The following is a 26,300-nucleotide window of genomic DNA, read 5'->3' on the forward strand; positions in this document are numbered from 1 at the left end:
CAGTAATAACGAGATGTTATTACCGGAGGAGTGCGGCTGCCGTTTTCCAGGGGGCGAAAATCATCAGGCTGGCCGCAGCCAACGCCCAGGCACCGAGGCCGCCGTACAGCATCACCAGGCCAAAACTTTGCGTCAAGGCGGCATGAACCAAGGGGGCCAAGGCATCCCATTCGGGGAGCGTTTTCAAGGCGGTGAGATTACCCGCCACTATCTGCTCCGCCACCGAATGCAGCGGCAAGGTGCCGAATGATTCGGGCAGCGTTTGTTGCAGATAAGCGTCAACGCCCGCCAGCAAGATAAACCCCATGGCCGCAATATTGACAGCCAACGCGATCATTCTGGCGCTCATGTCTATCCCGGAGGCCATGCCGGCGCGGGCATTCGACACCGAACCTGTGGTGGTGTTGGTCACCGGGGTATTGGTGATGCCCAGGCCGATGCCGGCGATAAGTAACCCCGGCAGCATAGCCAATCCGCCGGCATGTTCGCCGCCTGATTTCATCAGCAGGAAACCCAGTCCAAGCGCGAATAGCCCTGCGGGGATCACGGTTCCGGCGCGGTAACGCAAAGCCAATCGCTCGCCCACCGGGGGGAAGACCAGCGTGGGCAGCGTATAGGCGAGCAGCGACAAACCTGTGGTCAGGCTGTCATAGCCCAGCCCAATTTGAAAATAGAGCGGCAGGTAGATCATAAAGGGCCAGAAGCTGAAATTCATGCCGATAGAGCCCATCAGCGCCCCGGAAAATTGCCGATTCCTGAACACGGAAAACTCCATCATCGGATAGGGGCTGCGTCTCTCAACCCAAATAAACAGCAGCAGGCTGAGGGCTGCAGCCAGAAGAATCCCCCCGGCACGAACGCTGGCGAAACCGAACTCCGCCCCCTGAGTGATAAAATACACCAGCCCAAAAACCGACAGCGACAATGTGACGATCCCCAGAGTATCCAGTTTTGCCGCCTGCGGATCGCGGGATTCTTGCACGCTGAAAATCACCAGTAACAGTGTCAGAACGGCGATGACCGCATGAATCAAAAATACCCACTGCCAGTTGGCGAGCGCCACGATAACGCCGCCGATCGCCGGCCCAAACCCTAAGCCAATGCCAAAAACGACGCCCCAAATGCCGAAGGCCTGACCACGCTGTTTGCCGCTCTGAAACTGATGCGACAATGCAGCCACCTGGCAAATCAACATGGCGCCGCCCGCCATGCCTTGTATAAAGCGGCCCAGGATCAGCAGCGTCGAGCCGTTGGCCAGGCCGCAGAGTAAGGAGGTGAGGCCAAAAGCGGCAATAGCGATGATGAAAACTCGCCTGCGGCCAAAACGGTCAGACAGCGTTCCGGTGGCCATCATCACGGCGGTGCAGGCCAGGGTATAGGCATTCATAATCCACTGCATATCGCTGAAATCACTGTGTAATACCCGTTCCAGCGTCGGCAGTATGACCGGTACGCTGGAGATTTCCAGGCCGAACATCAGCGCGGCGAGGCAAATTGCCGTTAATGCCAGTCGGTTTTTACTGGCGTGAGAGAGCGTCATGAATTTTTTCCACAAAAGAAAGGTTAGGGAAACGAACAGCCATTCTGGATAAATGGCTTGCATGATAGAAATGATTTAATTTATCGTTATTAATTAATTCCCATCATGTAATCGCCCTATGAACATTGACCCGACACTGCTGCGCACCTTCGTTGCGGTTACCGAAACCGGCGGCTTTACGCGCGCGGCGCAGCAACTGAATCTGACCCAATCCGCGATCAGTCACCAGATCCGTCGGCTCGAGGAGCAGATTGGCCGGCAGTTGTTGCACCGCACTACGCGGCGCCTGACGCTAACCGAAGACGGTGAAGATTTGCTGCGCCACGCCGTGCACGTTTTGCAGGCGCTCGACGCCATGCAGCGGCGCTTTGAATCCTCACCCGTGTCGGGATCAGTACGCTTTGGCCTGACGGAGAGTTTTCTGGGGGAACGATTGCCGCCGCTGTTATCCCAGTTTGCCCGGGCTTTTCCTGCGGTCAGGTTGGAGGTCAATGTCAGTATCGGGCTGGATCTTTGCGGGATGGTGAAGGGCAACGAACTGGATTTGGCCGTCGTGATGTCGCTGGCTAACCGTATTGAGGGCCGGTTATTGCGGCGGACGCAACTGGTGTGGGTAGCGGCTGAGACATTCAGCCTGGCGGGCTCGTCGTTGCCGCTGGCGTTGTTGCCCGCGCCGTCGGTCAGTCGCGAAGCCGGGATCGCCGCTTTGGAAAGCAAGGCAATCCAATGGCACACCGCCTTCACTTCACAAAGCCAACAAGGGCTACGGGCGGCCGTGCTGGCGGGGTTGGGCATTGCCGTCATGGCAAGCGGCGATCTGGCGCCGGGGATGAAAGTGATCGAAGACGAGTATGGGCTACCTGAATTGCCCGACGTCGATTTCACCCTGATCGTCAACGGCGCGGAACCTGGCGCGGCTGCGCAGGCATTCGGCAAAATACTGCTGGAGATGTCGGCGCCGTTGCCTGCCGCAGGGGGAGATTAAGTGCGGCTCAGGGCATTGGCCAATCGGTCGGGGTTTTGCTCATCACGTCGAAGAATACGTCTTTGGTCACTGACCAAAAATGCAGGAATCCTTCCTGGCTGAAACTGATGCCCATCAGGCCCATCACAAACCAACAGGTGGTGAACAGCCCGAGGCTGCTGAACATGAATGCCATGCCGTTACGGCTGGTCTTACGGCAAACGACGTTTAACTGGCTGGCCATAAACATCATTACGGCGCTCAGCAATTCCCAGCGCATCATAATCAAACCCGTGGCTATGGTACTCATCGAACGTGATCCTTTGTGACAAAGCCGCAGCCGGCAGGGCGCCGGAGAACAGTGCGGGCAAAAATGGAGTAGTGTGATCTGCGTCACATTGTAGCACTGGGATAAAGGGGTGCTCAATCCCTGTACGGCATAAAAGCCGGTACCCGGAAACATTCCAATATGCTGAAACATTTATGCCATTTCATTAGCAACCTTTTAATGGGGGCCGTTAACCAATAACGCTATGCTTGCCGACTTTTCACTGCCCTGATTTATCTGGGGAAAATGTGACGTCAGACAGGTACTGCACTGCGTATGGCCCTCTTAAAAGAAAAAATCCGTGACCATTCCGCTGAGGAAATGTTGTTTATTCGCCGTGCCTGCGTGGCGATGGCGTTGGTGATCGCCTGCTTCGGCGCACTGATCGTCAACCTGTATCACCTGCAGATTAAGCAACATGCGTTTTACCAGACGCGCTCCAATCAGAACGACATCAAAATGCTGCCGATTGCCCCTAGCCGCGGGCTGATATTCGACCGTAACGGCATCCCACTGGTGCGTAACATTACGCTGTACCAGATCCAGGTTATTCCCAGCAAAATCGTCAATATGGCCGCGCTGCTACAGGCGCTGACACCGATTGTCGATCTGACGCCAGAGGACATCGCCACCTTTCGCGACGATATGCACCACAACGGCCGCTATAAACCGGTGACGCTGAAAAGCGGGCTGAACGACACTGAGGTCGCCCGTTTTGCGGTCAATCAATATCGTTTTGACGGGGTGACCATCGACACCTATCAGCAGCGGGAATATCCGTATGGCGCCGAACTGGCGCACGTGGTGGGTTATGTATCGAAAATCAACGATGGCGATGTGAAACGGCTCGATAAAGCCGGCATCGGCGAAAATTACTCTGCCGACCATAACATCGGCAAGCAGGGCATTGAGGCTTACTATGAGTCGGAGCTTCACGGCACCACCGGCTATCAGGAAGTTGAGGTGGATAACCACGGCCGCGTGATACGCCTGCTGAAAGAACAGCCGCCGCAGGCCGGCAAAAATATCTATCTGACGCTCGATTTGCCGTTACAGCAGTATATCGAGTCGGTGCTGAAGGGGCAGCGAGCGGCGGTGGTGGTTGAGGACCCGCGCGATGGCGGTATTTTGGCGATGGTGTCCAGCCCCAGTTACGATCCCAACCCGTTCGTTAAGGGTATCAGTTACAAAGCCTATAAAAGCTTATTGACCAACCCGGATCTACCACTGATTAACCGCGTCACTCAGGGGCTGTACCCGCCGGCGTCTACCGTGAAGCCTTACATGGCTACCTCTGCGCTGTTCGCCGGGGTGATAACCCCCAACACCAGCTTCTTTGGCGCGCCGACCTGGACGTTGCCGGGCACCCAACGCCGTTACCGCGACTGGCTGAAGAGTGGCCACGGTATGCTGAACGTCACCAAAGCGATAGAGGAGTCCGCCGATACCTTCTTTTATCAGGTGGCGTTTGAAATGGGCATCGATCGCATTCACAGCTGGCTGAGCCAATTCGGTTACGGCCAGGCGACCGGGATCGATCTCAACGAAGAGTATCGCGGCGTACTGCCCAGCCGCGACTGGAAGCAGCGGGTGCATAAAAAACCCTGGTATCAGGGCGATACCGTATCGGTCGGCATCGGCCAGGGGTATTGGGTCGCCACGCCAATTCAGATGGTGAAGGCGCTGACCACGCTTATCAATAACGGCAAGGTGAAAACGCCCCATCTGTTGTATTCCATGCGCCAGGGCAATCGGGTGAGCCGCTATCAACCGCCGCTGCAGACGGCACAGATCGGCGATGCCAAATCACCGTACTGGGGCATTGTGCGCAATGGCATGTACGGTATGGCCAACTTGCCGAATGGCACCGGTTACAAGCTGTTCCATACTGCGCCGTATCAGATCGCCGCCAAATCCGGTACTTCGCAGGTATTCAGTCTGAAAGAAAATCAGACCTATAACGCCAAGATGATCCCGGTACGGTTGCGTGACCATATTTTCTACACGCTGTTCGCTCCCTATAAAAATCCGCGGGTGGCGATGGCGCTGATTCTGGAAAACGGCGGCGGTGACGGCGTGGTGGCGGGGCCAACCGCACGGGCAATCCTTGACCATATTTTTGACCCGGCCAACGCGCCGAAACCTGATGATGGGCAGAAAGTTAAACCGGAGTTAAACGACAGTGAGGATGTGCAACAGTAAACGCGTTTGTTTTTACTTTCTTACAAACTGCAATCTTCTAAAGATTTCCGTCAGGGTAGACTGAAATAATTACATAATCCGAATAAAAACGCAGGGTTAACAGTGGCGCCACTAATAAAAAAAAGCGGTAAAAATTATTCCTCACTGAGGTTTGGCTGGATTTGCGCCGGTATTCTGGTGTGTTTTTTCCTGCTGGCGTTCCGGGTGGGCTATTTGCAATTGATGGAGCATCAGCAGTTGGCGGACCAGGCGGATCAGCGCTCAATTCGCACGCAGGTGCTACCGACCAACCGGGGTATGATCACCGACCGCAATGATGAAGCGCTGGCGGTGAGCGTGTCTTCGAAAGATATCGTACTGGATCCCAAGCATATTCTCGACACCCATACCGATACCGGCAACGAACGCTGGCAGAGCCTGGCCAACGTGCTGAAAATGCCGCTGACGGACGTGCAAAAGTTGATTCAGGCCAACGCCCATAAGCGTTTCGTCTATCTGGCCCGCAAGGTGGAAGACGATAACGCGAACTACATCAATAAACTGCATCTGACCGGTGTCAGCACCGAGCAGGATTTCAGCCGCTTTTACCCGATGGGCCAGGACGCCGCCGGGCTGATAGGTATTGTCGGGCAGGACAATCAGGGGCTCGAAGGCATTGAGCTGGGCTTCAACCACCTGTTGCAGGGCAAGAACGGGATGCGGGTGTACCAGAAGGACGGCAGCGGGGCGGTGATTGGCGTGATCAAGAGCGTCGATCCCGTACCGCCGCCGAACGTTACGCTGAGCATCGATAAATTTATCCAGTACGTACTGTTTGCGCAAATCCGCGATGGCGTGCTGGCCAACCAGGCCGATTCCGGCTGTGCGGTGCTGGTGAAAGTCAGTACCGGCGAGGTGCTTGGCATGGCCAGCTACCCGTCGTTCAACCCGAACAACTATGCCAATACGCCGGCAAAAGATATTCGCAACGTTTGCAGCAGCGACAGCTTCGAGCCGGGTTCGACGGTGAAACCGGTGGTCGTGATGGTCGGGTTGGAACATAGGCTGATTAAGCCGGATACGGTGCTGGATACCACGCCGTACCGGGTCAACGGCCACTTGATCAAGGACGTTGGTCACTGGTCCAAACTGACCATTACCGGCGTGCTGCAAAAATCCAGTGATATCGCGGTGTCGCATATCGCATTGGCGCTGCCTGCCACTGTGCTACCGGCGGTCTACAAGAGCTTTGGTCTGGGGTTGCCGACCGAGTTGGGCATCGGCAACGAGAGCAGCGGTTATCTGCCGCAGCATCGTGAACGCTGGGCCGATATCGAACGGGCGACTTTCTCCTTCGGCTACGGATTGCGCGTTACGCCGCTGCAAATGGCGCGCGAATATGCCGCCATCGGCGCTTACGGCGTCTATCGGCCGCTGTCGATCACGCGGGTGACGCCGCCGGTCATGGGGCAGCGGATCTTGCCGGAAGAGACGGTGAAAACCGTGGTGCATATGATGGAAAGCGACGCCTTGCCGGGCGGCAGTGGGGTCAGCGCCGCGGTGCCGGGTTACCGGCTGGCGATTAAAACCGGTACTGCCGAGAAGATGGGTGCCAACGGCAAATATGACGGCGGCTATATCAACTACACCGCAGGTGTGGCGCCGGCCAGCGATCCGCAGGTGGCGCTGGTGGTGATGGTCAACAACCCGAAAGCCGGCAAGCACTTCGGCGGTTCGGTGGCCGGCCCGGTGTTCGGCAAGATCATGGCGCAGGTGCTGGAGCATATGAATATCCTGCCGGACGCTCAACCGCTGAATGTGGTTTCTCGGGTGAAGGGGTAATGTTTTTGCGTTGCCGATAGAAAGCTGAAAGGGGGCCGGTTTCCGGCCCCCTTTCGTTTACCCGGCAGGCTGCGTAATAAGCTGCCTGCAAGTCAAATTATCACTTACCCTGAACTGCCCACCATTTTGCCACGCAGGCATTAGGCGCCTGGATTTTTTTGCCGTCTTTGGTGACGTAGGGAACCGGCGAATAAATAAAGGTGCAAACGCCGGCGGGACGTTGCGCGGCGGAGGCGACGGCAGACATGCCCACTGCGGAAGCCAGAATTGCCGAGAGAAGCATTACGTTTGATAATTTCATAACTCATCCTTAATAATGAAAATAGAATTAAACTTGTCAGCCTAATCAGAGTTTATCTGATGCCGATCGACGTATTATCATTACCTTCAGTAATGCCATTTCTTTTTTTTGAAGGAATGACAGGGGGAGGTTATTAGCTTATCCAGTCATCGTCTACGGTGAATTTTATTATATATTCCCTATGATTCATTCATTAATAATTTGCGTAGATGATTTCAATTCATATTTCGTTTTTTAATTATGTATTCTTGACGTGGGATCCGATAACCGTTTCCTGTTCATGATGATTTTCTTGCCGCGAATATGCAGAGTATTTCCGAAACGGTTGCGACAGGGCCGCCATACCTCGATAGTGCGGGCGCGGGGGCCGTAGCGGCGGCACTTGGCTTCACCCGCCTGAGGTCGGAAGCGACGGTCATCGGCCAACCTAATGCCTATAAGGAGATGTTTACTTGATTTATAGTAAACTAATGTAACTATATTAAAATTTAATTGTTTATCGAGATTGGCACTGATACTTATGACAAGGAGCAACGAAGCTGACAAAAGGAATGAAAATGAAAAAATTACCTGGAGTAGTAGTAGGCACACTGATGTTGATGTCTGGCTCTGTCTTGGCCAAAACGGTTCCCGATTGCGTTAAAGTCGATCGGGCTCAAATTGAAGCATTATTTGATAAATGGAATGACGATTTACAGACTGGAGATGCCAGGAAGGTGACAGATAATTACCTGAGCGATGCGATCTTGCTCCCCACGGTTTCCAATAAAGTACGTTTGACGGAAGCTGAGCGGATTGATTATTTTGAACATTTTCTGGCGAAAAAACCGGTTGGCAAGATAGATAGCCGAACGATACGTATTGGCTGCAACAAAGCCGTGGATACGGGGACCTATACCTTCAGTTTTAAAGATAAATCAACCGTTTCTGCACGTTATACTTTCACCTATGCCTGGGTCGGCAACGAGTGGAAAATTTCCACCCATCATTCTTCCGTGATGCCAGAGAGCTGAAACCGATATGATGGTATGCGGCTGGTATTATTGCCTCGTGGTTAAGCAGAACGTTTAGGCAATGAGAAATAATTAACCCTGAGATTTAAAAGGGGGAGATTAAAGGCAATGAAATAATATTAACTCAGGCAAGAATAGTGCGCTGTTGCAGATATTCCGGCCTGAGATTTTTATTATTCAGCTATCGTTAACGGCTGGTTTGGTGACCGATAATACCGCCCAGTGCTGCCCCGCCCAGCGTGCCCAGGGTGCTGCCGTCGGTCAATACTGCGCCACCCAGCGCGCCTACGCCGGCGCCGATTGCGGTGTTGCGATTGCGGTTAGACATATGCCCGCATGCAGTGACAGAGAGCGTAGCCATTACGAGAACCAACACGCCGGCAACACGTTTAATGTTCATAAGAATTATCCTGGTAAAATGATCGATTACTTGGCTAAAAATACGGCAATTAATCGTTCGGTAGAAGTTGAGATGAATGTATTCCTCCGGCAGAAAATAGAATAGGTAAATATTCTTAAATTTGAGTCGCCGTATATTATTTAAGGGCCGCCAGATGGCGAATATCCGGCCAGACGTAAATCACATTGCTGGAACGCCACAACGGACCGGGATCGGTATAGTTACCGGCCGGAGCACCGCCCAAGGCCTGATAAAACCGCATGGCGTTGTCATTCCCGTCGACCACTCCCAGCGCAATGCTGCGATAACCGAGCTTTTGCATTTCTCTTGCCGCTGCACCGAGCAGCCTGCGGCCGATACCCTGGCGTTGATGTTCATCGCTGACGAACAGTGATTTTATCTCGGCATGCTCGCCAAACTGCGGATGGGAAGGGGCGTCGGCCAGACAGAATCCGGCCAATTGACCAGCCGATTCGGCCAGCAGCACTTGCGCTGCGCCAGGTTGTTGCAGTTTTTCTTGCCACTGGACCAACCGCCTTGGTTCATCCAGCGCGGCATAGGCCGCTTGCGTTGCCAGCCCTTGGTAGGCGCTGCGCCAGACCTGCACGTGCAGACGCGCGATCGCCGGTGCATCCGCAGGCCGCGCCATTCTCAGTGTTATCATCATTGCTCCCGTTATTTGGCCGCTATCGCCATTATTTGCGTCTTGGACACCTGTTTTCGAGCAGGCGTCCCACCGATGTTTCGTTGCGTTATCCCGCCTTTCCCAGAGCATTTTTTGTCATTGTTTTAATGCAACTGTGTAAGTTACATTAGTCGCGCTTAAAGTGTGATGTCTATCACATATCGAAAATACCAACAATAAAGTGTGCGGTATCTCGGAGAAATTCCATTCCATTTGTGAACGGCTTTCTCCGCTTAAAAAACCGGGAGACAACGATGTTAGAAATGATTGAGAGTTTGGCAACCGTGGTGATCCTGGTGCCGGTAATGATAGCCGTGTTGCTGGGCTCGATTTATGGTCTGGGTGAAGTGTTTAACGTTTTCTCCGCTATCGGCAGAAAAAAAGACTGAATTCCATGATCAGGGGAGCGCAATGCTCCCCTGATGCAATTAGAGTACCGTCGCCAGGAAATTACGCGTTCTTTCATGCTGAGGCGCATCCAGCACCTGCTGCGCAGTCCCCGTTTCGACCACTTTCCCCTGATCCATAAAGATGATTTGATCGGCCACTTCGCGGGCAAAACCGATCTCATGGGTGACCACGACCATCGTCATGCCGGAGTGCGTCAGGCCCTTCATCACCTGCAACACTTCGCCAACCAGTTCCGGATCGAGCGCGGAAGTCGGCTCATCAAACAACAGCACCTCGGGATTCATCGCCAGCGCGCGGGCGATCGCCACACGCTGCTGTTGGCCACCGGAAAGCTCGCGTGGCCAGGCGTTAATGCGATGCTCCAGCCCCACGCGGGTCAGCAGGGCCTTCGCCCGTTCGACCACCACGGCCTTCTTTTCCTTTTTCACCAGCAATGGCGCTTCCGTAACGTTTTCCAGCACCGTGCGGTGCGGGAACAGGTTGAACTGCTGGAACACCATGCCGATGCTTTTACGCTGTTCGGCGACCTCAGACTCCTTCAGTTCATACAGATGCTTGCCTTTCTGGCGATAACCGATCAGTTGTTCGCCCACGCGGATGGTGCCGCCGTCGAGCTTTTCCAGGTGGTTGATGCAGCGCAGCAAGGTCGATTTCCCCGAGCCGGAAGGGCCGAGGATCACCGTGACCGAACCGGCCGGGATCTGCAGGCTGATGTTTTTCAGCACTTCGGTACCGGAGAAGGACTTACGTACCCGGTTGATATGAATGGCTGCGCTCATTGTTCTGCTCCCTGGTTCAGTTCGGGCGTGGCCTTACGGTTGCGTAACAGCCAACCGCCGCGCGTGGCCTGAGTGCCACGACCGAAATAGCGCTCAACATAGTGCTGGCCAATCGACAGAATCGAGGTCATCACCAGGTACCACAGCGTGGCGACCAGCAACAGCGGGATCACCTCGTAGGTGCGTTGGTAGATAATCTGCGCCGAATACAGCACGTCTTGCAGGGCGATAACCGACACCACGGCGGTGGTTTTAAGCTGCCCGATCACCTCATTGCCGGCCGGCGGCAAAATGGTGCGCATGGCCTGCGGCAAAACCACTCGCCACAGGATCTGCCCACGGCGATAGCCCAATGCCTTGGCGGCTTCCAGTTGGCCGCTGCCCACGCTTTGAATGCCTGCACGCACAATCTCTGCCGCATAGGCCGACTGATGCATGACCAGAGCAATCACCGCTGCGCTGAAGGTGCTGATAATGGTGTTGGTCGGCGCGCTGGCGACCTCGCCCAGAAACGGGAGCCACAGGCTGATGCGCGGGTAAAGCGCGGCGATGTTGTACCACAGGAAAAGTTGCACCAGCATAGGTACCGCGCGGAAGAACCAGGTATAGAACCAGCTTACCGCGACCAGCACCGGGTTGGCGGAGAGGCGCATCAACGCCAGCAGCACGCCGCCGGCGAAACCGAAGATCACCGAGATGACCGTCAGCTTCAGCGTCATGATCACGCCGTTGATGATTGACGTCTCGGTAAAGTTTTCCGCCACCACCGCCCATTCGAAGCGCGGGTTATGCAGCATCGAATTGGCGATAACGCCGACGATCAGCAGTACGATCAGGGCGCTGAACCAGCGCCCGTAATGCCGATGACCGACGATGCTCAGTTCGGCATCATCGGCAGGTTGTTGCGCACTCATTTTGCAATCTCTTCGTTGATGCCGGCGGTTTTCACCGCACCGAAACCGATATCCCAACCGTCGAGGATTTTCTGGTAGCTGCCATCGGCAATCAGCGAGTTAAGCGCGGCCTGCACCGGTTTCACCAGTTCGGAACCTTTTGGCAACGCGATGGCTACCGTGGTGCCTCCGATATTGATGTCGCCGGCCAGCGCCAGCGCTTTAACATGGCTCGCCTGGTAGCGCAGGCCTTCATAAGGGCCGAAGAACATCGGTACGCGGCCGCTGATCGTCGCCTGCACGCCGGCCGGGCGGTCCGGGAAGATCGGAATGGTGATCGCCGGTTTGCCGGCGCTGACGCACTGGTCGCTGGCCTGCTGCAAACGGGTGACCTGCGAAGTGCCGGCACCGGCGCCGACGGTCTGGCCGCACAGTTGCGCCAGCTCGGTGTACGGGCCGAGCGCCGCATCTTTACGGGCGATCAGCGCCAGTTTGGAGGCATTGTAATAGCCGACGAAGTCCACCTGTTGGAAACGCTTCTTGTTGGCGTCGATGTTGGCCAGCGCCACGTCGTAGCGACCGGATTTCAAACCGGGAATGATATTGTCGAAACCGCCGGTGTCCTTCCAGTGGATCGCGACACCGAGACGATCGGCAATTGCGCTCATCACGTCGATTTCACGCCCGGCCAGCGTTTTGTTGTCCGCCTCGTAGAAGGTGGTCGGCGGCGTGTTCGGGTTAGTGCCCGCCACGATAAAGCCGGCTTTTTTGACGGCGTCGGGCAGGCTGTCGTGCAGTTTCGGATCGGCGCTGGCTTTCAGCGCGGCCTTGAAGGGAACATCGCCTTCGGCGGCATAGCCTGTGGCCAACGGGGCTAAGGTGGAAGAAGCCAACAGCAGGGACAGCACAGTGCGTTTAACGGTAGTTTTCATGGTATTCCCCTGCAGATTAAGCCGATTTTACGTTGGCGAAGTTGATTGCCGGTTCCGGCAGGCCCAGGTTTTCACGCAGGGTTGAATAGTGATATTCCTCGCGGAACAGGCCACGGCGGCGCAGCTCCGGTATGACCAGCTCGACGAACAGCTCCAACTGATTTGGCAGTACGGCGGGCATGATGTTAAAGCCGTCGGCGCCTTGCTGTTCCAGCCACAGCTGGAAGTCATCGGCGATCTCTTCGGCGGTGCCGACCACCACGCGGTGTCCGCGCGAGCCTGCCGCTACCGCAGCCAGTTCCCGCAGCGTCAGGTTTTCCCGCGCGGCCAGATCGGTCAGCAGTTTCACCCGGCTTTGGCCACCTTCGGTTGCGCCAACATCCGGCACCGGGCCATCGAGCGGGTAGTCGCTCAGATCGAAGCCGAAGCGGGCGGAAAGCTGCTCGATGCCGTTATCGATATCCACTAACTGATTCAACTGATACCAGGTCTCCTGCGCTTCAGCCTTGGTGCGGCCGATAATCGGCATCACGCCCGGCAGGATCAGCAGGTGGTCCGGGTTACGGCCGGCCTCGGCCACGTACTTTTTCTGGCTGCGGTAAAACGCCTGGCCTTCCTCCAGCGTGGCAGCGGCGGTAAAGACTACCTCGGCGGTTTCCGCCGCCAACTGCTGCCCGGCCGGTGAAGAGCCGGCTTCGATAATCACCGGGCGGCCCTGTGGGGAACGTGAAATATTCAGTGGTCCCTGTACCGAAAAGTGTTTGCCCTTGTGGTTGGCCGCGTGAATTTTGTCGTCGATGGCGTAGATGCCCTGTTGTTTGTCACGCACGATGGCGTCTTCTTCCCAGCCGTCCCACAGCTTGTAGCTGGCTTCGAGGAACTCGCGCGCCACTTCGTAACGTTCGGCGTGCGAAGGCAGATCGTCACGGCTGAAGTTGCGTGCGGCATCGCTGGAAAAGGACGTCACCACGTTCCAGGCTGCACGGCCGTGGCTGATATGGTCGATGGACGCCATGGCGCGCGCCAGATGGAAGGGTTGGTCGAAGGTGGTGGAGGCGGTGGCCGCCAGCCCGATATGGCGAGTATTGACCGCCAGCGCCGCCAGCAAGGTCAGCGGCTCCAGGCGCGACATCGTCGAAGGCAAACGGTGTACGCTGGTGGCCAGCGCGTCGCCGACGAAGAACATGTCAAAGGTGCCTTCTTCGGCTTTTTGGGCGATCCAGGTGAACCAGTCGATATCGGTCGGTGATCCGCTGGCGCCTTCTGCGCGCCAGCCGCCGACATGGTGCCCCAGGGCTTGAACAAACAGGCCGAGACGTAATTGACGCGATGGTGTTGAAGGTGAAGCACTCATAATTAGTCCTCTATTTATTATTGATTTAATAATGCAATTAACCGTGCCGTCGCGCCGGGCTGCGCCAGTGCGCAGTCGCGAACCACGCGGTCGCCATCCAATTGCGGCAGCAGTTGCAGGATGCTGCGCAGCTTGGCTTCGACGTCCGTTGGGCGGGCGGCGGTTTGTTTTCTGGTGACAATGTCACTAAATTGGCGGCCGTCGTGCAGCGTCAGCGTCACGCGATGGAAACGCAGTTCCGGATCCAACTCATCTGGCGGAGCAGAAAGGTCGGCGTGCCGTTCCACCCGCGCCGCCAGTGCGGCAATCATCGGGTCTACGGGGTTTTCACCGTAATGCATCAGCGGCACGGCACCGCTGTACAGTGCATCGGCGATCACGTATTCCAGGCTGAAACGCGCTTCTACGCCGTTTACCGGGCGGCGAATATGGGGAGCGGTATCCGCGCCGGGCGGAAAACTGACCTGAATGCGGCTGATGGCGGCAGGTATCTCGTCGGCGGTAATACCTTGTTCGAGCAGGTTTTCACACAGGGCAAAGGCGGCTTCGGCCGCGCTGTGGGTGCCGCCGCAGGTTGGGTAGCGTTTAAACTCCAGGCCCGGTTGCAGGATGCGCCACGGCGCGCCCCAATCTGCAGTCAGCAGATCCGGCCGCTGCCGGCCGTCACCGTGGGAACTGAACAGGCTGTCAATCACGCCTTCCGGCTGGCCGGCAAAGCCCGCCTGCGCCAGCAGCACGGCATTGACCGCCGCGCGCGCCGCCAATCCGGCGTGCAGCGGTTTGGCGGCAGAACCGAACTGGCTGCGCAGCCCGGCGGCCTGGGTAGCCGCCAGGCCGAGTGCAATCTGCGTCTGGGGCGGGGTCAATCCCAAATAGCGTGCGGCGGCTGCGCTGGCGGCTACCGCGCCCAGAGTCGCGGTGCTGTGGAAACCCAACTGATAATGCTGGGTTCCGGCCGCCAACCCCAATCGCCCGGCGGCTTCTACCCCTATCGCATAGGCGCTCAACAGCGCGGTGGCATCGTCGCGATCGTCGGTCAGCGCCAACAAGGCAGAGAGCACCACCGTGGTCGGGTGGCCGCGTAGCGCAGGGTGGTAATCGTCGAAATCCAGCGAGTGGCTGACGTAGCCAAAATACAAGGCACGGTTCTCAGCGCTGATCGGCGGGAACACCGATTTCACCGCCGCCAGCCCGGTATCGCTCAGCGCGCCGTGGACGATCGGCAACGCGCAGGCAAAGTAGTCCATCAGGCCGCGACGAGCGGCTGACAGGGCGAGAGCATCAGGCTGGGTATCCAGCACCAGACGGGTAAATTGAGCGGTTATGAGCGATGACAAGAGTATAAACCCTGATTTTTTATGCGGTTATGAGCCGGCCTGCGATTCAGGTTTTATTGTGTGGTGATTTTCCTTGCCCCGAAAGAACGAACGAGACTTTCATATTTCAAAATGGAATATCATAGACAGAAGCTAATGCGGTGAGGCCCGCCGGCAGGCACTGTCGTTGCTGGCTTAGCTGATTTTGTGCAAAGCAAAGCCGGAATTGCTCTTAAGCCGCGTTGCGCCGTTAAGCCGGAAACAACCGTTCGCTCAGCAGATCGATAAACACCCGCAGTCGGGGAGCCAGGTGCTTGCTGGAGGGCCAGAGAATTTTAAAGCTGCCGGTATGGTGGCTGTGCTCGCCGAGAACCTGCTGCAACCGTTGCCCGGCCAGCGCCTGTTCCACGGCGAAGTCGGGCAGGCAGGCGATGCCCTGGCCCTGTTCCGCCAGATAAATCAGCGTATCGACGGTATTGCACACCACGCTGGTCCGCAGACCTTCGCCGAGGATTTTGTCCCAGTCCGCCACCGGCCAGCTTTCGACTTTTCCGGTGGTGGGGAATTTATACAGCAGGCAGGCGTGTTGGCGCAGATCGGCCGGCTGTTGCGGAATACCCGCCTGGCGTAAATAGCCGGGGGCCGCCACCAGTTGCAGGTGGAAGGTGCCCAATTGGCGGCTCATCAGCCGGGAATCTTCGGTTTCTCCGACGCGGATCACCGCGTCAAAGCCTTCCTCAATCACTTCAACCCGGCGATCGGAGAAATCCACCTCCAGTTCAATCTGCGGATATTGACGGATAAACTCCGCCAGCACCGGATTAAGCAGGCTGCCCACCAGGGGCAAACTGACGCGTAATTTACCGCGTGGCGCACTGCGGGTATCGCTCAGTTCCTGTTCCGCCGCCGCCATTTCGCCAAGGATCCGCTGGCAGCGCTGCAAGAAAAGCGTGCCTTCCGCCGTCAGCGTCATGCTGCGGGTGCTGCGGTGAAACAGCCGCACGGCCAGGCGTGTCTCCAGCCGGGCGATGCTTTTGCCGATAGCCGAAGCGGAGACACCCAGCACGCGGCCTGCCTCGACAAAACTGAGCGTTTCGGCTGCCTGAACAAAGGCCGAGACGCCTGCCAGATTATCCATGTTCTTCCCCTATTGCGGACGCTAGTGTCCAGTATGAAGGGAAATCTAGCCTGTTTTTCCGTTAATCACCACACTCTATTCTCGGTAGCTACAGAATTGACTGTCTACTGGAGTGTGACCCATGAGTGAATACAAGCTGGCAGCTCAGGCTATTGATAAGGCCATTGATCTGGCGCTGGAAGAAAAACGGCTGGTTGGGGCGGTGGTGTTGGTGGCGCAGGGCGGTGAAGAGGTTTATCGCCGTGCGGCGGGCATGGCGGACCGAGAAGCCGGCAAGCCAATGGCTGCCAACGCGCTGTTCCGGCTGGCCTCGGTCTCCAAACCTATCGTTTCCACTGCCGCGCTGGTGTTAATGGCGCAAGGGCGTTTGGGGTTGGAGGACCCGGTGACGCGCTGGTTGCCAGCTTTCCGGCCTCGCACCGCCGACGGGCGCGAACCGCCAATGACGGTGCGTCATCTGATGACCCACACCGCCGGGTTGAGTTACCGGTTTTTCCAGCCGGAACAGGGGTTCTATGCCCAGGCGGGCGTCTCCGACGGGATGGATGATGACCGGCTCAGCCTGCAAGAGAACCTGCAGCGCATTGCTTCGGCCCCGCTGTTGGCGGCACCGGGAACCGAGTGGCGCTATTCGATTGCTACCGACGTGCTGGGTGCCGTGATCGAGCAGGCCAGCGGCTTGCCGTTAGCGGAGGCGGTGGCGCAGTTGGTGACCGGGCCGCTGGCGATGTACGACACCGGTTTTACCGCCACGGATGCACAGCGGTTGACGGTGGCTTATGCCAACCACCACCCCGAACCCCGGCCGTTGCAACAACCCGATCGTTTGCCTTTTATCGAGGATACGGCCGGTTTTAACCTGTCGCCGGCCCGGGCGTTAGAGGCTGGCGCCTATGCCTCTGGCGGCGCAGGCATGGTGGGCTCCGCCGAAGATTTCTTGCTGCTGTTGGAAACCTTGCGCCAGGGCGGCGCGCCGCTGCTGCCAACGGAGTGGGTAACGGCGATGACCAGCAACCAGATAGGCGATCTGCCGATGCCATTCTGGCCGGGGCGCGGCTTTGGTCTGGGGATCACCGTGCTGAAAGATCCGCAGGCGGCGCAGACGCCGGAATCGATCGGCACCTGGCGTATGGGCGGCACCTACGGCCATTCCTGGTTTGTCGATCCGGCCCGGCAACTCAGCGTGGTGGCCTTCACCAATACGGCGCTCGAGGGGATGGCGGGGGCGTTTGTCGGCGAGCTGTGCCAGGCGGTGTATGACGGGTTGGGAGAGCCGCGATGAAGATCCTGCCGCCGATTTTTTTCATCGCGCTGGGGCTGTTCGGCGTTTACTGCATCGAGTTTGGCGTGGTGGGCATTTTGCCGTTGATCATTGCGCGCTACGGGGTTTCAACCGCGCAGGCCGGGTGGCTGGTCGGCCTGTTTGCCGTGACCATCGCCTTGCTGGGGCCGTTGCTGGTGCTGCTGGCTTCGCGCTTCAACCGCAAGCGAATGCTGTTGATTTCGCTGGCCGTGTTCTCGTCGGTCAGCGTACTGTCGGCTTATGCCGCCAGTTTCAGCACCCTGATGATCCTGCGTATCCTGCCGGCGCTGTTCCACCCGATTTATTTTTCGCTGGCGATGGTGGCCGCGGCGTCGTTGTACCCCAAACAGCAGGTGACCCGGGCGACGGCCTATGCGTTTATCGGCACCAGTATGGGCATGGTGCTGGGGATCCCGCTGACCCACTGGATCGCCGGTCAGTTCAGCTATGAAGCCTCTTTCCTGTTCTGCGCGTTGGTTAACCTGCTGGCGGGCGTCGGCTTATTTTTCCGCCTGCCCGACGCCGCCACGCAAAAACTTAGCTACGGCAAACAGTTGGCGATATTGCGCAGCGGCGCGCTGTGGCTGAATATTGCCGCCTGCGTGCTGATTTTTGCCGCCATGTTCTCCGTTTATGCCTACGCTACCGAATACCTGAGCCGACAAACCGCCATTCGCGAGCCGATGGTGGGTATCCTGCTGGTGATTTTTGGCGCAGGCGGGGTAGCCGGTAACCTGTTGGCCGGTAAGTTGCTGAACCGGAACCGGGTAGCGACTACGTTACTGCACCCGATAGTGTTGGCGGTCGCCTATCTGCTGCTGTACCGCTACGGCAGCGCGCAGACGGGGCCGATGATCGCGCTCTGCCTGTTCTGGGGCGCAGCGCACACCAGCGGCCTGATCGTGACCCAGATCTGGCTGACATCCGAAGCGCCACAGGCACCCGAGTTCGCTACCGGGCTGTATATCGCCTTTATCAATTTGGGCGTGGCGGTCGGTTCGGTGGTCAGCGGGTGGTTTATCGATGCGTTGGGCCTGCAGGGCAGTATTCTTTGCGGTGGGCTGTTCGCTGCGCTGGCGGTAATAACGATTGCGGTCAAGATCGGGATTTACCCACGGAGAACGGCTGCGGTGAGCGAGGGTATGGCGTGATCATGGTTATTACTGCGCAGTGAGTACGGAAGCAGGATAAATCATTAATCGCCGCTGTGAATACCCACGGTGGCGATTAATCCCCTGCATGTTACTGGCGAGGGGAGGTTATTATAAACCGTTATAACCATCCCAATAAGCGCCCGTGGCTTCTTGCGTAAAGACAGTATAAATCTTTTGATTGGGATCAATTTTGTAGGTTTTATTCAATACGATGTTATTAAGTTCAAGTTGGCTTTTAAATTTTTCGCTGGATAAATAATCGGCTTTTGTTTTGGCCTCCGCCAGGGATAAATGGGCGTTGCGGTCGCATTTGCCCTGCTGGTAGAACTGATCAAACGTCGGCGTGCTGGCCTTGATGCTGTCTTGAACCAACGTCCTGATTTGAGAATCGTTTTCGTTTGAGATTTGGTAAATATAGTGTGAAGCGTGTTTTTCGGCAGGGCTTTTTGCTGCACATGCGGCCAACATGAGGCAACCCAATGCCAACGCGCTGGCATTCACTCTTTTATTGCATTCCATTACCTTTCCTTTTGATAATTTCAAATAGAGCGAGGATACGAAAATAATGCTAACAGAACCCTTTTATTTTCGTCAATAAATACAGGGAGGCAGTTAATTGCAACGTCGCTCTATTTATTTGAGTTATTATTCTGTTGCTAGTCTGTTTTATAGTGCGCTAATTATATCCGGGAAAGAATTGCTTTCGGGAAATATGATGCCTATATCCAGTCCAGGTTACCGCAACCCAGATATGGCGTCAGATGCACTGATAAACTGCATTTGCTGCGTCTTCCGCCTTATCAGGTGATGACATAGGCTGCTGACAGGTTCTTTCAGGAGGCAGCAACATGAAGTTTACAGTTAAATCCGGCGGCGCAGATCCAAGGTGGATCCTCGCCAGTCTTTCTCTTTCGATGCTGCTCTCGTCGCTGGGCACCAGCATCGCCAACGTCGGTTTGCCTACGCTGGCACAGGCGCTCAACACCTCTTTCCAGGCGGTACAGTGGGTGGTGATCGCCTATCTGCTGGCCATCACCACCTCAATTATCGCTTTGGGGCGTCTGGGCGACAGGATTGGCAGGCGGCGGTTGCTGCTGGCGGGCACCGCGCTGTTTACCTTTGCGTCTGCGCTGTGCGCTGTTGCACCGAACATCGGGCTGCTGTTCGCAGCGAGGGTTACTCAGGGGCTGGGGGCGGCAGTCATGATGGCGATGACCATGGCATTGGTGGGCGAGACCCTGGGTAAAGACAACACCGGCCGGGCGATGGGGCTGCTCGGCACTATGTCCGCCATCGGGACTGCGCTCGGACCTTCGCTGGGGGGCGCGCTGATTTTTGGTTTTGGCTGGCGGGCGATGTTTCTGATCAATCTGCCGGTGGGTCTGCTGGCGTTTATTCTTGCTTACCGTTACCTGCCGGCTCCGGCTCAGGCACCGCAAAAGGAGCGGGCCAGGTTTGATTACCTCGGAACCTTGTTGCTTGGGCTGACGCTGGCCAGCTATGCGCTCTCCATGACGCTGGGGCGCGGCGATTTCGGTTGGCTTAATCTGCTGCTGCTATTGTGTGCCGCATTGGGGATCGGGTTGTTTGTTTGGGTGGAGAACCGCACTGTATCGCCGTTGATTCACCTGGCTATGTTCCGTCAGCCGGGGCTGAGCGCCGGGCTAACGATGAGTCTGCTGGTGATGGCGGTAATGATGACTACGCTGGTAGTGGGGCCGTTTTACCTGACGCACGGCCTGGGGTTGGCGGTTGAGCAGGCGGGGTTGGCGATGTCGGCAGGGCCGATTACCGCTGCGGTGGTCGGCGTGCCGGCCGGCCGGTTAGTGGACAAGCTGGGGGCGCAAAAGATGACGGCCGTGGGTTTGATTATCCTGGCCACCGGCGCCGGTGCCATGTCGATGATGTCGATAAGGCAAGGGGTTCTGGGGTACGTGGCGTCGCTTTGCGTGATCACCCTTGGCTATGCGTTGTTTCAGGTCGCCAATAATACCGCGCTGCTTAAAGACGCTACCCCCGAGCGGCGCGGGCTGATTTCCGGCATGATAAACCTGTCGCGCAACCTTGGGTTGATCACCGGTGCCTCCGCCATGGGCGCGTTGTTTATGTTTGCCTCGAACACGGCAGATATCAACGTCGCCGAGGCTGCCGCCGTGACCGTGGGTATGCATTTCACCTACGGCGCGGCGGCGTTGCTGGCGCTGGCCGCATTGGGCATTGCCCTCGGCGGCCGGGCGCTTAGGGTCCGCTATTCGGCGCGTTAAGAAACCCAGTGGGAAACGCCTTCTTTGCAATACTGTTAGAAATACGTAATCGGGGATTGTAAGCCGGAACCAAAAAAATTTCCGTCGCCAGAAAAACAGAATGTGGTTGCTGTTTTTAGAAATGTGCATGACAGTAAAATATAGGTTTCACGGACACTGGTGTAAGTGCCCAGATGGGAGGTTTCAATCCAAAGTAAAAATAGAAATATTAGATGATCGGTAATTCGAAACATTGAAGTTTAGCGGCTGTCGAATATTCATAACCTGTATGATTCTTTCTGCACTTATCTTTAAAAAAGTATCGAATTGCTCCCAGAAAAAAAGAGGGGAAAATTACGGGATCTGGTTGCGTATTTATCATTAAGTGTCTTTTTATTCCTTACATCTATGGGTGGCGGTGCAGCAGTCTAAATAATGTTGCGGAACGGTATTTTCGTATTGTCGCATCTTCTAAATTGTGATCTTACTCAATAAAACACATATTTACAGAATGTTTTTTTTGTCTGATATTACCAAAGGCGGAATAAGTAAAATATTGTAATTGGTTATAAAAAATCACATAGGAGTATGTAGACGGAAATATTCAAAATGCTGATGCCTGGTACGAGCGAACTACAGCGTAAGCAAAGAGCAGCAACAGGAATTATGTCGCATGTACAGGAGGGGGGAACATTCTATCAGTGACCTGTCAGAACTGTTTTCAGTATCACCCCAAACGTCTATCTGACACTTAGCCGTGGTGGAGAAAAACAGTAAGTTATTTTATATATAAGGAAGACGGATGGCTCAGGATATTTTTATAAAATTTAATGGTATCGACGGTGAATCTCAGGATTCCACACATACAGGAGAAATTGAAGTACTTAACTGGGACTGGTCTGTTGGTCAGACTTCGAATATGCATTCTGGCAGTGGTGGCGGTGCGGGGAAATGTACTGTTGAGGACCTCCATTTTGAACACTATATCGACAAATCAAGTTCTAACCTTCTTCAGTATTGCTTGACCGGAAAACATATTCCCGAAGCGGTTCTGACTATGCGAAAAGCCGGAGGCTCTCCTCTGGAATATCTGCGTATTACGCTTCAGGAGATTCTTATCACCGGGGTGCATCCGGTTTACTGTCAAACCATGCGCGCACCGCGCGAGGCGGTAAGCCTGGCTTTCTCCAGAGTAACAATGGATTATGTTTTGCAGAATGCAGAGGGAAATACAGCGGGTACCGTTTCCTCAGGATATGACATTAAAGCCAATACAGTAATCTAACTATTGGTAATACAAGGAAGGATAAAAATGTTATTCGTTGATAAAAATGGTTTAGTGGATGCGGAGCGCATTATTGTAAAGCGATTCAGTACGATAGAACGCGGAAAACTGAATAAAGTGAACGGGATTGTTGTACATCAAACGGGAGGCTCCACAGCAGAAAGTTCTTTTAATAGTTATAAAAATACAGGTGCAAATGGAGCTCATTTTCTGATTGATAAAGATGGGGCTATTTATCAGACAGCTTCTGTATTTAAAGTCACCAACCATGTCGGTAATATAAGATCCCGATGTTACATGGAAAAGACATGCACACCTTCAGAAATTTCCACAATAAAACCATTACTGAATAAGTATAAACAACTCTCTCGCTTAGAACAGAAGAAGCCATATCCGGAAAGATATCCTGCTAACTTTGACTCACTGGGGGTAGAAATTGTGGGAAAACCTACTTCAGGCGAGGGGGAGAATGCTGTTTATGAAAAAATAAATGATGCACAAAACAGCTCTTTAAGATGGCTTATAGCTGAACTTACTGACACATTGAAAGTATCAATGACTGAAATATTTAGACACCCTGAAGTATCGTATAAAGTTAAGACAGAAGCAGGCACAGCCCGATGGTAAAAAAAATATTTTCCATGTTGGGTGTGATTTTTACCATAAATGTGGCTTTTGCAGCCCATACAGCACCCAGAACAATAGTAGAAGTTAAAGTTAATGAAACAGGAAAAAGTGAAGATGAGTCGATAAATGTGAGGGATGGTTGCCTTGCGTTTAAAATCACAGAGAAAGATGTGAGGGAATTCTTTTCTCAAGCATATCCTGTGCCTTTAAATTTCAATGTTCATGAACGTTACTCCCCCTGTTATGCTAAGGGAATCATTGAGTTTAGCAACAATACTCGTGGCAAATGGAAGATTTCCTCCAGTGGAGGAGGAACACTACTATGGGATACTGGTGATATAGCAACATTATTTTATAATGATTATAAGTGGACAGATCCTTTTGAGGATACATACACTTCTGAGGATGAATCCAATTCAGAATAAAAACCCAGGTTATTATAATTTAAAGTACGTCTCAATAGACGTACTTTATGTCCTAAATGCTTCAAGATTTTTCACATGATTTGACTGAGCAACACTGAAGTAAATAGTGGAAAAATTTTGGCGGCTTCCGGCTTGCAAACCCTAATGTTCACAGAACATTTTATCACAGCAAGTCCCCGCGATAGGCGATATGGATCTTGTTGCCGTCCGGGTCGCGCAGGTAAGCGCCAAAATAGCCTTTACCGTAATTCGCACGCTCGCCGGGTTCCCCCTCGGCGCTGCCGCCGGCCGCCAGGCCTGCGGCATAGGCTGCCAGCACTTGATTCTCATTGTCGGCGGTGAATGCCACCATGCTGCCATTGCCTGCGCTGGCGGGGTGACCGTTATACGGCTCGTAGGCGTAAAATCGCGGCAAAGTCAGCCCCGGTTTTACCCAACAACGCGCGGCAGGGCCGCCATCGGGCGTTACCGGCCGTTGTATTAATCCCAGCGGCAGCAAAATGGCATCGTAAAATTCTGCGGCCTTGTCCAGATTGCTGACGCCTACGGTGATATGGCTAAACATCTTCTCTCCTTGTTCCGGGGTCTATTGCCTGTTCATTCATACTATCTCAAACAGACAAAAAGCCGGCATTGCGCCGGCCAATTTTCACCCCAGATACTCGATAATGGACAGACCGCCGTTGTAATCCGTGCTGTAGATAATGCCCTGGGCGTCGACAAACACGTCGCAGGACTGGATCACCTGCGGGCGGCCCGGGCGTTTATCCATCATGGTCCGCGGTGCGGCGGGCACCAGCGCGCCGGTTTCTTTCGGCTGATAAGGGTTGCTGATGTCGTAGGCGCGGACGCCGGCATTTTGGTAGGTGGCAAAAATCAGCGTCGAGCTGACAAAGCTGCCGGGGCGGTTCTCATGCAGATTATGCGGCCCGAAGTGCGCGCCCTTGCTGACATAATCCCGTTCATTCGGCTGCGGGAAGGTGGAGATGCTTACCGGGTTGGCCGGCTCGCGGATATCAAACAGCCAGATCAGCTTTTCGCCGTCCTCCTGGTTGTCGAGCACCGCCTCATCCAGCACCACCAGCAGATCCCGCTCCGGCAACGGCAGCGCGGTGTGGGTGCCGCCGCCAAAGGGCGGGCTCCAGTTGCGGTGGGCGATAAGCTGCGGTTGGTTGCGATCGCGGATATCCAACAGCGTCAGCCCGCCGTCGCGCCAACTGGCGTAAGCGGTGTCGCCGCTGATAATGGCATGGTGCAGGGCGTAGCGTTTGCCCTCCGGCCAGGTTGGCGTCTCGCCTCCGGCGCTGTGCATGCCCGGCAACCACCAGCGCCCGGCGATTTGCGGGTTGCGCGGGTCCGCCAGATCGACAGTCAGAAAAATATAATCGCTGTAGCCGTCAATCAGGGCGGAAACGTATGCCCATCGCCCACCGACATACCAGATGCGGTGCACGCCGATGCCCTCCAGCGCCAGAAAACCGATTTCCTGTGGCCGCTCCGGCGTGGAGATATCGAAAATACGTACCCCGGCGCTCCAGCCGCGGGCGTCGTTGCCTGACACCGTCTGGCTGATGGCACGGGTGTAATAGACCTTTTCGTCGGCAAAACGGGCGTCGGCAAACAGGTCACGGGCGTTGATCACCAACAGCAAATCGTCATGCGCCTGCAAATGCACGTTCCAGGTGCCGGGCGGCGCAGGGACAAAGCCGACGGCGCGCAGATTTTTCGCGTCGCGCACGTCGACGATGGAAAACCCCTGCGACACCATATGGCCAATGTAGGCGTAGCCCCGGTGAACCATCACCTGTACGCCATCGGGCCGTCCGCCCTGGTCGCTGTGGCCAATCAGCCGCATGTTGCGGCTGTATTCGGGTTGGGGAAGCGGTTGCGATGCCATGAACCTTCCTTATTTTTTAGCCTGTTGCGCTTCAAGCGTGGCGAACCACGGCGCAACGAAATCGTCCGATTTGCCCCAACCAGGGATCACCTTGGCCAGCGAGGCGACGTTGGTGGCTTCCGGGTGGCTCAGCAGCAGCGCTTGCGGAATGGCGGCGGCTTTAAACTCATAGGTTGCCGGGGTTTTCTCGCCGGCGATTTTGTTGGCCACCAGGCGCAGGTTAACGGCGCCGATCAGCTTGGGATCGACCGCCACGCTGAGCTTCCAGGCGCTGCCCTTGGCACGCATCAGCGCCAGATCCTGGTTCGAGATATCAATGCTGTAGAGTTTGATTTCGGTGCGGCCATTTTCCTGCAACGCTTTGTACGCGCCCTGGCTAAAGGCGTCCCAGGTTCCCCAGATGGCGTCGATTTTGCCTTTGGGGTACTTGGCCAGGATTGCGCCGATCTTGTTGGCCGTATCGCCCTGAACGTCGGAAGACACCGCGCCGATAGACTCAAGCTCTTTGATGCCGGGCTGGTCGCGCAGCAGTTTCTGGTACTGCGCCTGGCGCCGCTCCATCGGCGGGAAACCCGCAACCCAAAGTTTGACGATGTTGGCTTTGCCGTCGAAGTCTTTCACCAGTTGGCCGAAGGAGAGATCGGTTAATGATGCGTCGTCCTGCTGGCTGACGGTAACGCCCGGGATCTCGCCCTGAACCGCGGTATCGAAGGCCGCCACCGCAATACCGCTGTCGGCAATGCGCTTGAGCAGAGCGGTTGAGTATGGATCGCGCCCCTGCGACAGAATAATGCCGTCGTATTTCTGGCTGATCGCCTGATTGACGAAGTCCTGGAATTTGGCGTCATCGCCGTTGGTCAGGAAAGTGTTGACCTGAAACCCCAGTTTGCGGCCTTCCTGCACCGCCCCGGTGACGAACTGCGTGGTATTGTCGTCCGAGCCCAGATTGCGGATCACCGCAATGCGGATCGGGCCCTGATGGTTGGCGATCGCCGCAGGAACCGGTGCGGCAGTGGGGGCGGAGAAAGCGGGAAACACGGCGAACAGGCTTAACGCCAGTAATGAGGTGTTGAACAGTTTCATTAAGTTTTACCCTGCGTGGTTAAGCATCATTAAAAAACGGGAGGACAATTCATCGTCACCATTGGAATGGTTTTTTTTACCGGCATGAATTGAGGCAGCCAGTTTCCACGGCGGCCGGGCGGATGACAATGAACGAAAAATCATAAGCTAATGCAAAACAGTATTAGTCATCGGCTTTCCCGTCTCTATGATGGCAACAGCAAACA

The 26,300-nt window shown here is 55.5% G+C and carries 26 protein-coding genes and 1 pseudogene; 12 read left to right on the forward strand and 15 right to left on the reverse strand.

Annotation, left to right across the window (positions count from 1 at the left end; genetic code table 11):
• Nucleotides 1-19: 19 nt before the first annotated feature.
• Complete coding sequence (locus tag ACTJJ1_RS05580) at nt 20-1,540, reverse strand: MFS transporter (protein ID WP_440832695.1); 1,521 nt, start codon at nt 1,538-1,540, stop codon at nt 20-22.
• Nucleotides 1,541-1,658: 118 nt separating this feature from the next.
• Between ACTJJ1_RS05580 and ACTJJ1_RS05585 the strand changes: the two genes are divergently transcribed.
• Complete coding sequence (locus ACTJJ1_RS05585; RefSeq protein ID WP_440832696.1) at nt 1,659-2,525, forward strand: LysR family transcriptional regulator; 867 nt, start codon at nt 1,659-1,661, stop codon at nt 2,523-2,525.
• Nucleotides 2,526-2,532: 7 nt separating this feature from the next.
• Here ACTJJ1_RS05585 and ACTJJ1_RS05590 read toward each other — a convergent pair whose 3' ends face one another.
• A complete protein-coding gene (locus ACTJJ1_RS05590; protein WP_004944199.1) occupies nt 2,533-2,814 on the reverse strand; it encodes a YjcB family protein in 282 nt (93 codons plus the stop codon).
• A 294-nt stretch (nt 2,815-3,108) separates the two neighbouring features.
• Here ACTJJ1_RS05590 and mrdA point away from each other — a divergent pair, with 294 nt between their 5' ends.
• Nucleotides 3,109-5,034: a penicillin-binding protein 2 gene (gene mrdA, locus ACTJJ1_RS05595; protein WP_440832698.1), complete on the forward strand. Its 1,926-nt coding sequence runs from the start codon at nt 3,109-3,111 to the stop codon at nt 5,032-5,034.
• 102 nt (nt 5,035-5,136) lie between these two features.
• Nucleotides 5,137-6,855, forward strand: a complete 1,719-nt coding sequence (locus ACTJJ1_RS05600; RefSeq protein ID WP_440832700.1) for a penicillin-binding transpeptidase domain-containing protein — start codon at nt 5,137-5,139, stop codon at nt 6,853-6,855.
• Nucleotides 6,856-6,955: 100 nt separating this feature from the next.
• Here the strand turns inward: ACTJJ1_RS05600 and ACTJJ1_RS05605 are convergent, their stop codons facing one another.
• Nucleotides 6,956-7,156 carry a hypothetical protein gene (locus tag ACTJJ1_RS05605; protein WP_006325133.1) on the reverse strand — a complete coding sequence of 67 codons (201 nt, stop codon included), beginning with the start codon at nt 7,154-7,156 and terminating at the stop codon, nt 6,956-6,958.
• Nucleotides 7,157-7,713: 557 nt separating this feature from the next.
• Between ACTJJ1_RS05605 and ACTJJ1_RS05610 the strand changes: the two genes are divergently transcribed.
• Nucleotides 7,714-8,169 carry an SgcJ/EcaC family oxidoreductase gene (locus tag ACTJJ1_RS05610; protein ID WP_440832702.1) on the forward strand — a complete coding sequence of 152 codons (456 nt, stop codon included), beginning with the start codon at nt 7,714-7,716 and terminating at the stop codon, nt 8,167-8,169.
• A gap of 187 nt (nt 8,170-8,356) precedes the next feature.
• Here ACTJJ1_RS05610 and ACTJJ1_RS05615 read toward each other — a convergent pair whose 3' ends face one another.
• Both ACTJJ1_RS05615 and ACTJJ1_RS05620 read right to left on the reverse strand, forming a co-directional pair.
• Nucleotides 8,357-8,569: a glycine zipper 2TM domain-containing protein gene (locus tag ACTJJ1_RS05615; RefSeq protein WP_004944210.1), complete on the reverse strand. Its 213-nt coding sequence runs from the start codon at nt 8,567-8,569 to the stop codon at nt 8,357-8,359.
• Nucleotides 8,570-8,705: 136 nt separating this feature from the next.
• Nucleotides 8,706-9,233, reverse strand: a complete 528-nt coding sequence (locus ACTJJ1_RS05620) for an N-acetyltransferase family protein (RefSeq protein ID WP_440833603.1) — start codon at nt 9,231-9,233, stop codon at nt 8,706-8,708.
• Nucleotides 9,234-9,508: 275 nt separating this feature from the next.
• Here ACTJJ1_RS05620 and ACTJJ1_RS05625 point away from each other — a divergent pair, with 275 nt between their 5' ends.
• Nucleotides 9,509-9,643 (forward strand): AcrZ family multidrug efflux pump-associated protein, encoded by a 135-nt coding sequence (locus ACTJJ1_RS05625; protein ID WP_006325135.1) that lies wholly within the window; start codon nt 9,509-9,511, stop codon nt 9,641-9,643.
• 39 nt (nt 9,644-9,682) lie between these two features.
• Here ACTJJ1_RS05625 and ACTJJ1_RS05630 read toward each other — a convergent pair whose 3' ends face one another.
• The 6 genes from ACTJJ1_RS05630 to ACTJJ1_RS05655 form a co-directional block, all read right to left on the reverse strand.
• Entirely contained in the window at nt 9,683-10,444 is a 762-nt protein-coding gene (locus tag ACTJJ1_RS05630) for an amino acid ABC transporter ATP-binding protein (protein WP_006325141.1), read from the reverse strand.
• A complete protein-coding gene (locus ACTJJ1_RS05635; protein WP_440832705.1) occupies nt 10,441-11,358 on the reverse strand; it encodes an amino acid ABC transporter permease in 918 nt (305 codons plus the stop codon). The genes ACTJJ1_RS05630 and ACTJJ1_RS05635 overlap by 4 nt, the downstream gene beginning before the upstream one ends.
• On the reverse strand, nt 11,355-12,269 hold the full coding sequence (locus ACTJJ1_RS05640; RefSeq protein ID WP_440832707.1) for an ABC transporter substrate-binding protein: 915 nt from the start codon (nt 12,267-12,269) through the stop codon (nt 11,355-11,357). The genes ACTJJ1_RS05635 and ACTJJ1_RS05640 overlap by 4 nt, the downstream gene beginning before the upstream one ends.
• A 16-nt stretch (nt 12,270-12,285) precedes the next feature.
• Nucleotides 12,286-13,623, reverse strand: coding sequence for an LLM class flavin-dependent oxidoreductase (locus ACTJJ1_RS05645; RefSeq protein ID WP_073438768.1), 1,338 nt, complete (start codon nt 13,621-13,623; stop codon nt 12,286-12,288).
• Nucleotides 13,624-13,640: 17 nt separating this feature from the next.
• Nucleotides 13,641-14,960, reverse strand: coding sequence for an MmgE/PrpD family protein (locus tag ACTJJ1_RS05650; RefSeq protein ID WP_440832709.1), 1,320 nt, complete (start codon nt 14,958-14,960; stop codon nt 13,641-13,643).
• 229 nt (nt 14,961-15,189) lie between these two features.
• Complete coding sequence (locus tag ACTJJ1_RS05655) at nt 15,190-16,077, reverse strand: LysR substrate-binding domain-containing protein (RefSeq protein WP_440832711.1); 888 nt, start codon at nt 16,075-16,077, stop codon at nt 15,190-15,192.
• Between the two features lie 121 nt (nt 16,078-16,198).
• On the opposite strand from ACTJJ1_RS05655, the gene ACTJJ1_RS05660 reads away from it, so the two are divergent.
• Together ACTJJ1_RS05660 and ACTJJ1_RS05665 are read left to right on the forward strand one after the other, a co-directional pair.
• Nucleotides 16,199-17,359, forward strand: a complete 1,161-nt coding sequence (locus ACTJJ1_RS05660; RefSeq protein WP_440832713.1) for a serine hydrolase domain-containing protein — start codon at nt 16,199-16,201, stop codon at nt 17,357-17,359.
• Entirely contained in the window at nt 17,356-18,531 is a 1,176-nt protein-coding gene (locus tag ACTJJ1_RS05665) for an MFS transporter (protein ID WP_409442583.1), read from the forward strand. The genes ACTJJ1_RS05660 and ACTJJ1_RS05665 overlap by 4 nt, the downstream gene beginning before the upstream one ends.
• Nucleotides 18,532-18,642: 111 nt before the next feature.
• Here the strand turns inward: ACTJJ1_RS05665 and ACTJJ1_RS05670 are convergent, their stop codons facing one another.
• Nucleotides 18,643-19,053 carry an Exc2 family lipoprotein gene (locus tag ACTJJ1_RS05670; protein ID WP_440832716.1) on the reverse strand — a complete coding sequence of 137 codons (411 nt, stop codon included), beginning with the start codon at nt 19,051-19,053 and terminating at the stop codon, nt 18,643-18,645.
• A 329-nt stretch (nt 19,054-19,382) separates the two neighbouring features.
• Between ACTJJ1_RS05670 and ACTJJ1_RS05675 the strand changes: the two genes are divergently transcribed.
• The 5 genes and pseudogenes from ACTJJ1_RS05675 to ACTJJ1_RS05695 all read left to right on the forward strand — a co-directional run bounded on the left by ACTJJ1_RS05675 (nt 19,383) and on the right by ACTJJ1_RS05695 (nt 23,114).
• Entirely contained in the window at nt 19,383-20,798 is a 1,416-nt protein-coding gene (locus tag ACTJJ1_RS05675; protein ID WP_440832718.1) for an MFS transporter, read from the forward strand.
• 619 nt (nt 20,799-21,417) lie between these two features.
• Nucleotides 21,418-21,554 (forward strand): annotated as a pseudogene (locus tag ACTJJ1_RS05680) (recombinase family protein); the annotation flags it as partial.
• A gap of 25 nt (nt 21,555-21,579) precedes the next feature.
• Entirely contained in the window at nt 21,580-22,062 is a 483-nt protein-coding gene (locus ACTJJ1_RS05685; protein ID WP_440832720.1) for an Hcp family type VI secretion system effector, read from the forward strand.
• Between the two features lie 27 nt (nt 22,063-22,089).
• The gene (locus tag ACTJJ1_RS05690; RefSeq protein ID WP_440832722.1) at nt 22,090-22,689 is read left to right on the forward strand and encodes a peptidoglycan recognition protein family protein; all 600 of its coding nucleotides are present in this window, start codon (nt 22,090-22,092) and stop codon (nt 22,687-22,689) included.
• Nucleotides 22,683-23,114, forward strand: a complete 432-nt coding sequence (locus tag ACTJJ1_RS05695; protein WP_440832724.1) for a hypothetical protein — start codon at nt 22,683-22,685, stop codon at nt 23,112-23,114. Before ACTJJ1_RS05690 ends, ACTJJ1_RS05695 begins: the two co-directional genes overlap by 7 nt.
• A 163-nt stretch (nt 23,115-23,277) precedes the next feature.
• Here ACTJJ1_RS05695 and ACTJJ1_RS05700 read toward each other — a convergent pair whose 3' ends face one another.
• From ACTJJ1_RS05700 to ACTJJ1_RS05710, 3 genes are all read right to left on the reverse strand, one after another.
• Nucleotides 23,278-23,679: a VOC family protein gene (locus ACTJJ1_RS05700; protein WP_202290870.1), complete on the reverse strand. Its 402-nt coding sequence runs from the start codon at nt 23,677-23,679 to the stop codon at nt 23,278-23,280.
• An 84-nt stretch (nt 23,680-23,763) separates the two neighbouring features.
• Nucleotides 23,764-25,011, reverse strand: a complete 1,248-nt coding sequence (locus tag ACTJJ1_RS05705; RefSeq protein WP_440832726.1) for an LVIVD repeat-containing protein — start codon at nt 25,009-25,011, stop codon at nt 23,764-23,766.
• A 9-nt stretch (nt 25,012-25,020) separates the two neighbouring features.
• The gene (locus tag ACTJJ1_RS05710; protein WP_004944331.1) at nt 25,021-26,094 is read right to left on the reverse strand and encodes a sugar ABC transporter substrate-binding protein; all 1,074 of its coding nucleotides are present in this window, start codon (nt 26,092-26,094) and stop codon (nt 25,021-25,023) included.
• Nucleotides 26,095-26,300: the final 206 nt, after the last annotated feature.

It is taken from the genome of Serratia sp. 22264, from assembly GCF_052045345.1.
GTDB lineage: Bacteria > Pseudomonadota > Gammaproteobacteria > Enterobacterales > Enterobacteriaceae > Serratia > Serratia plymuthica.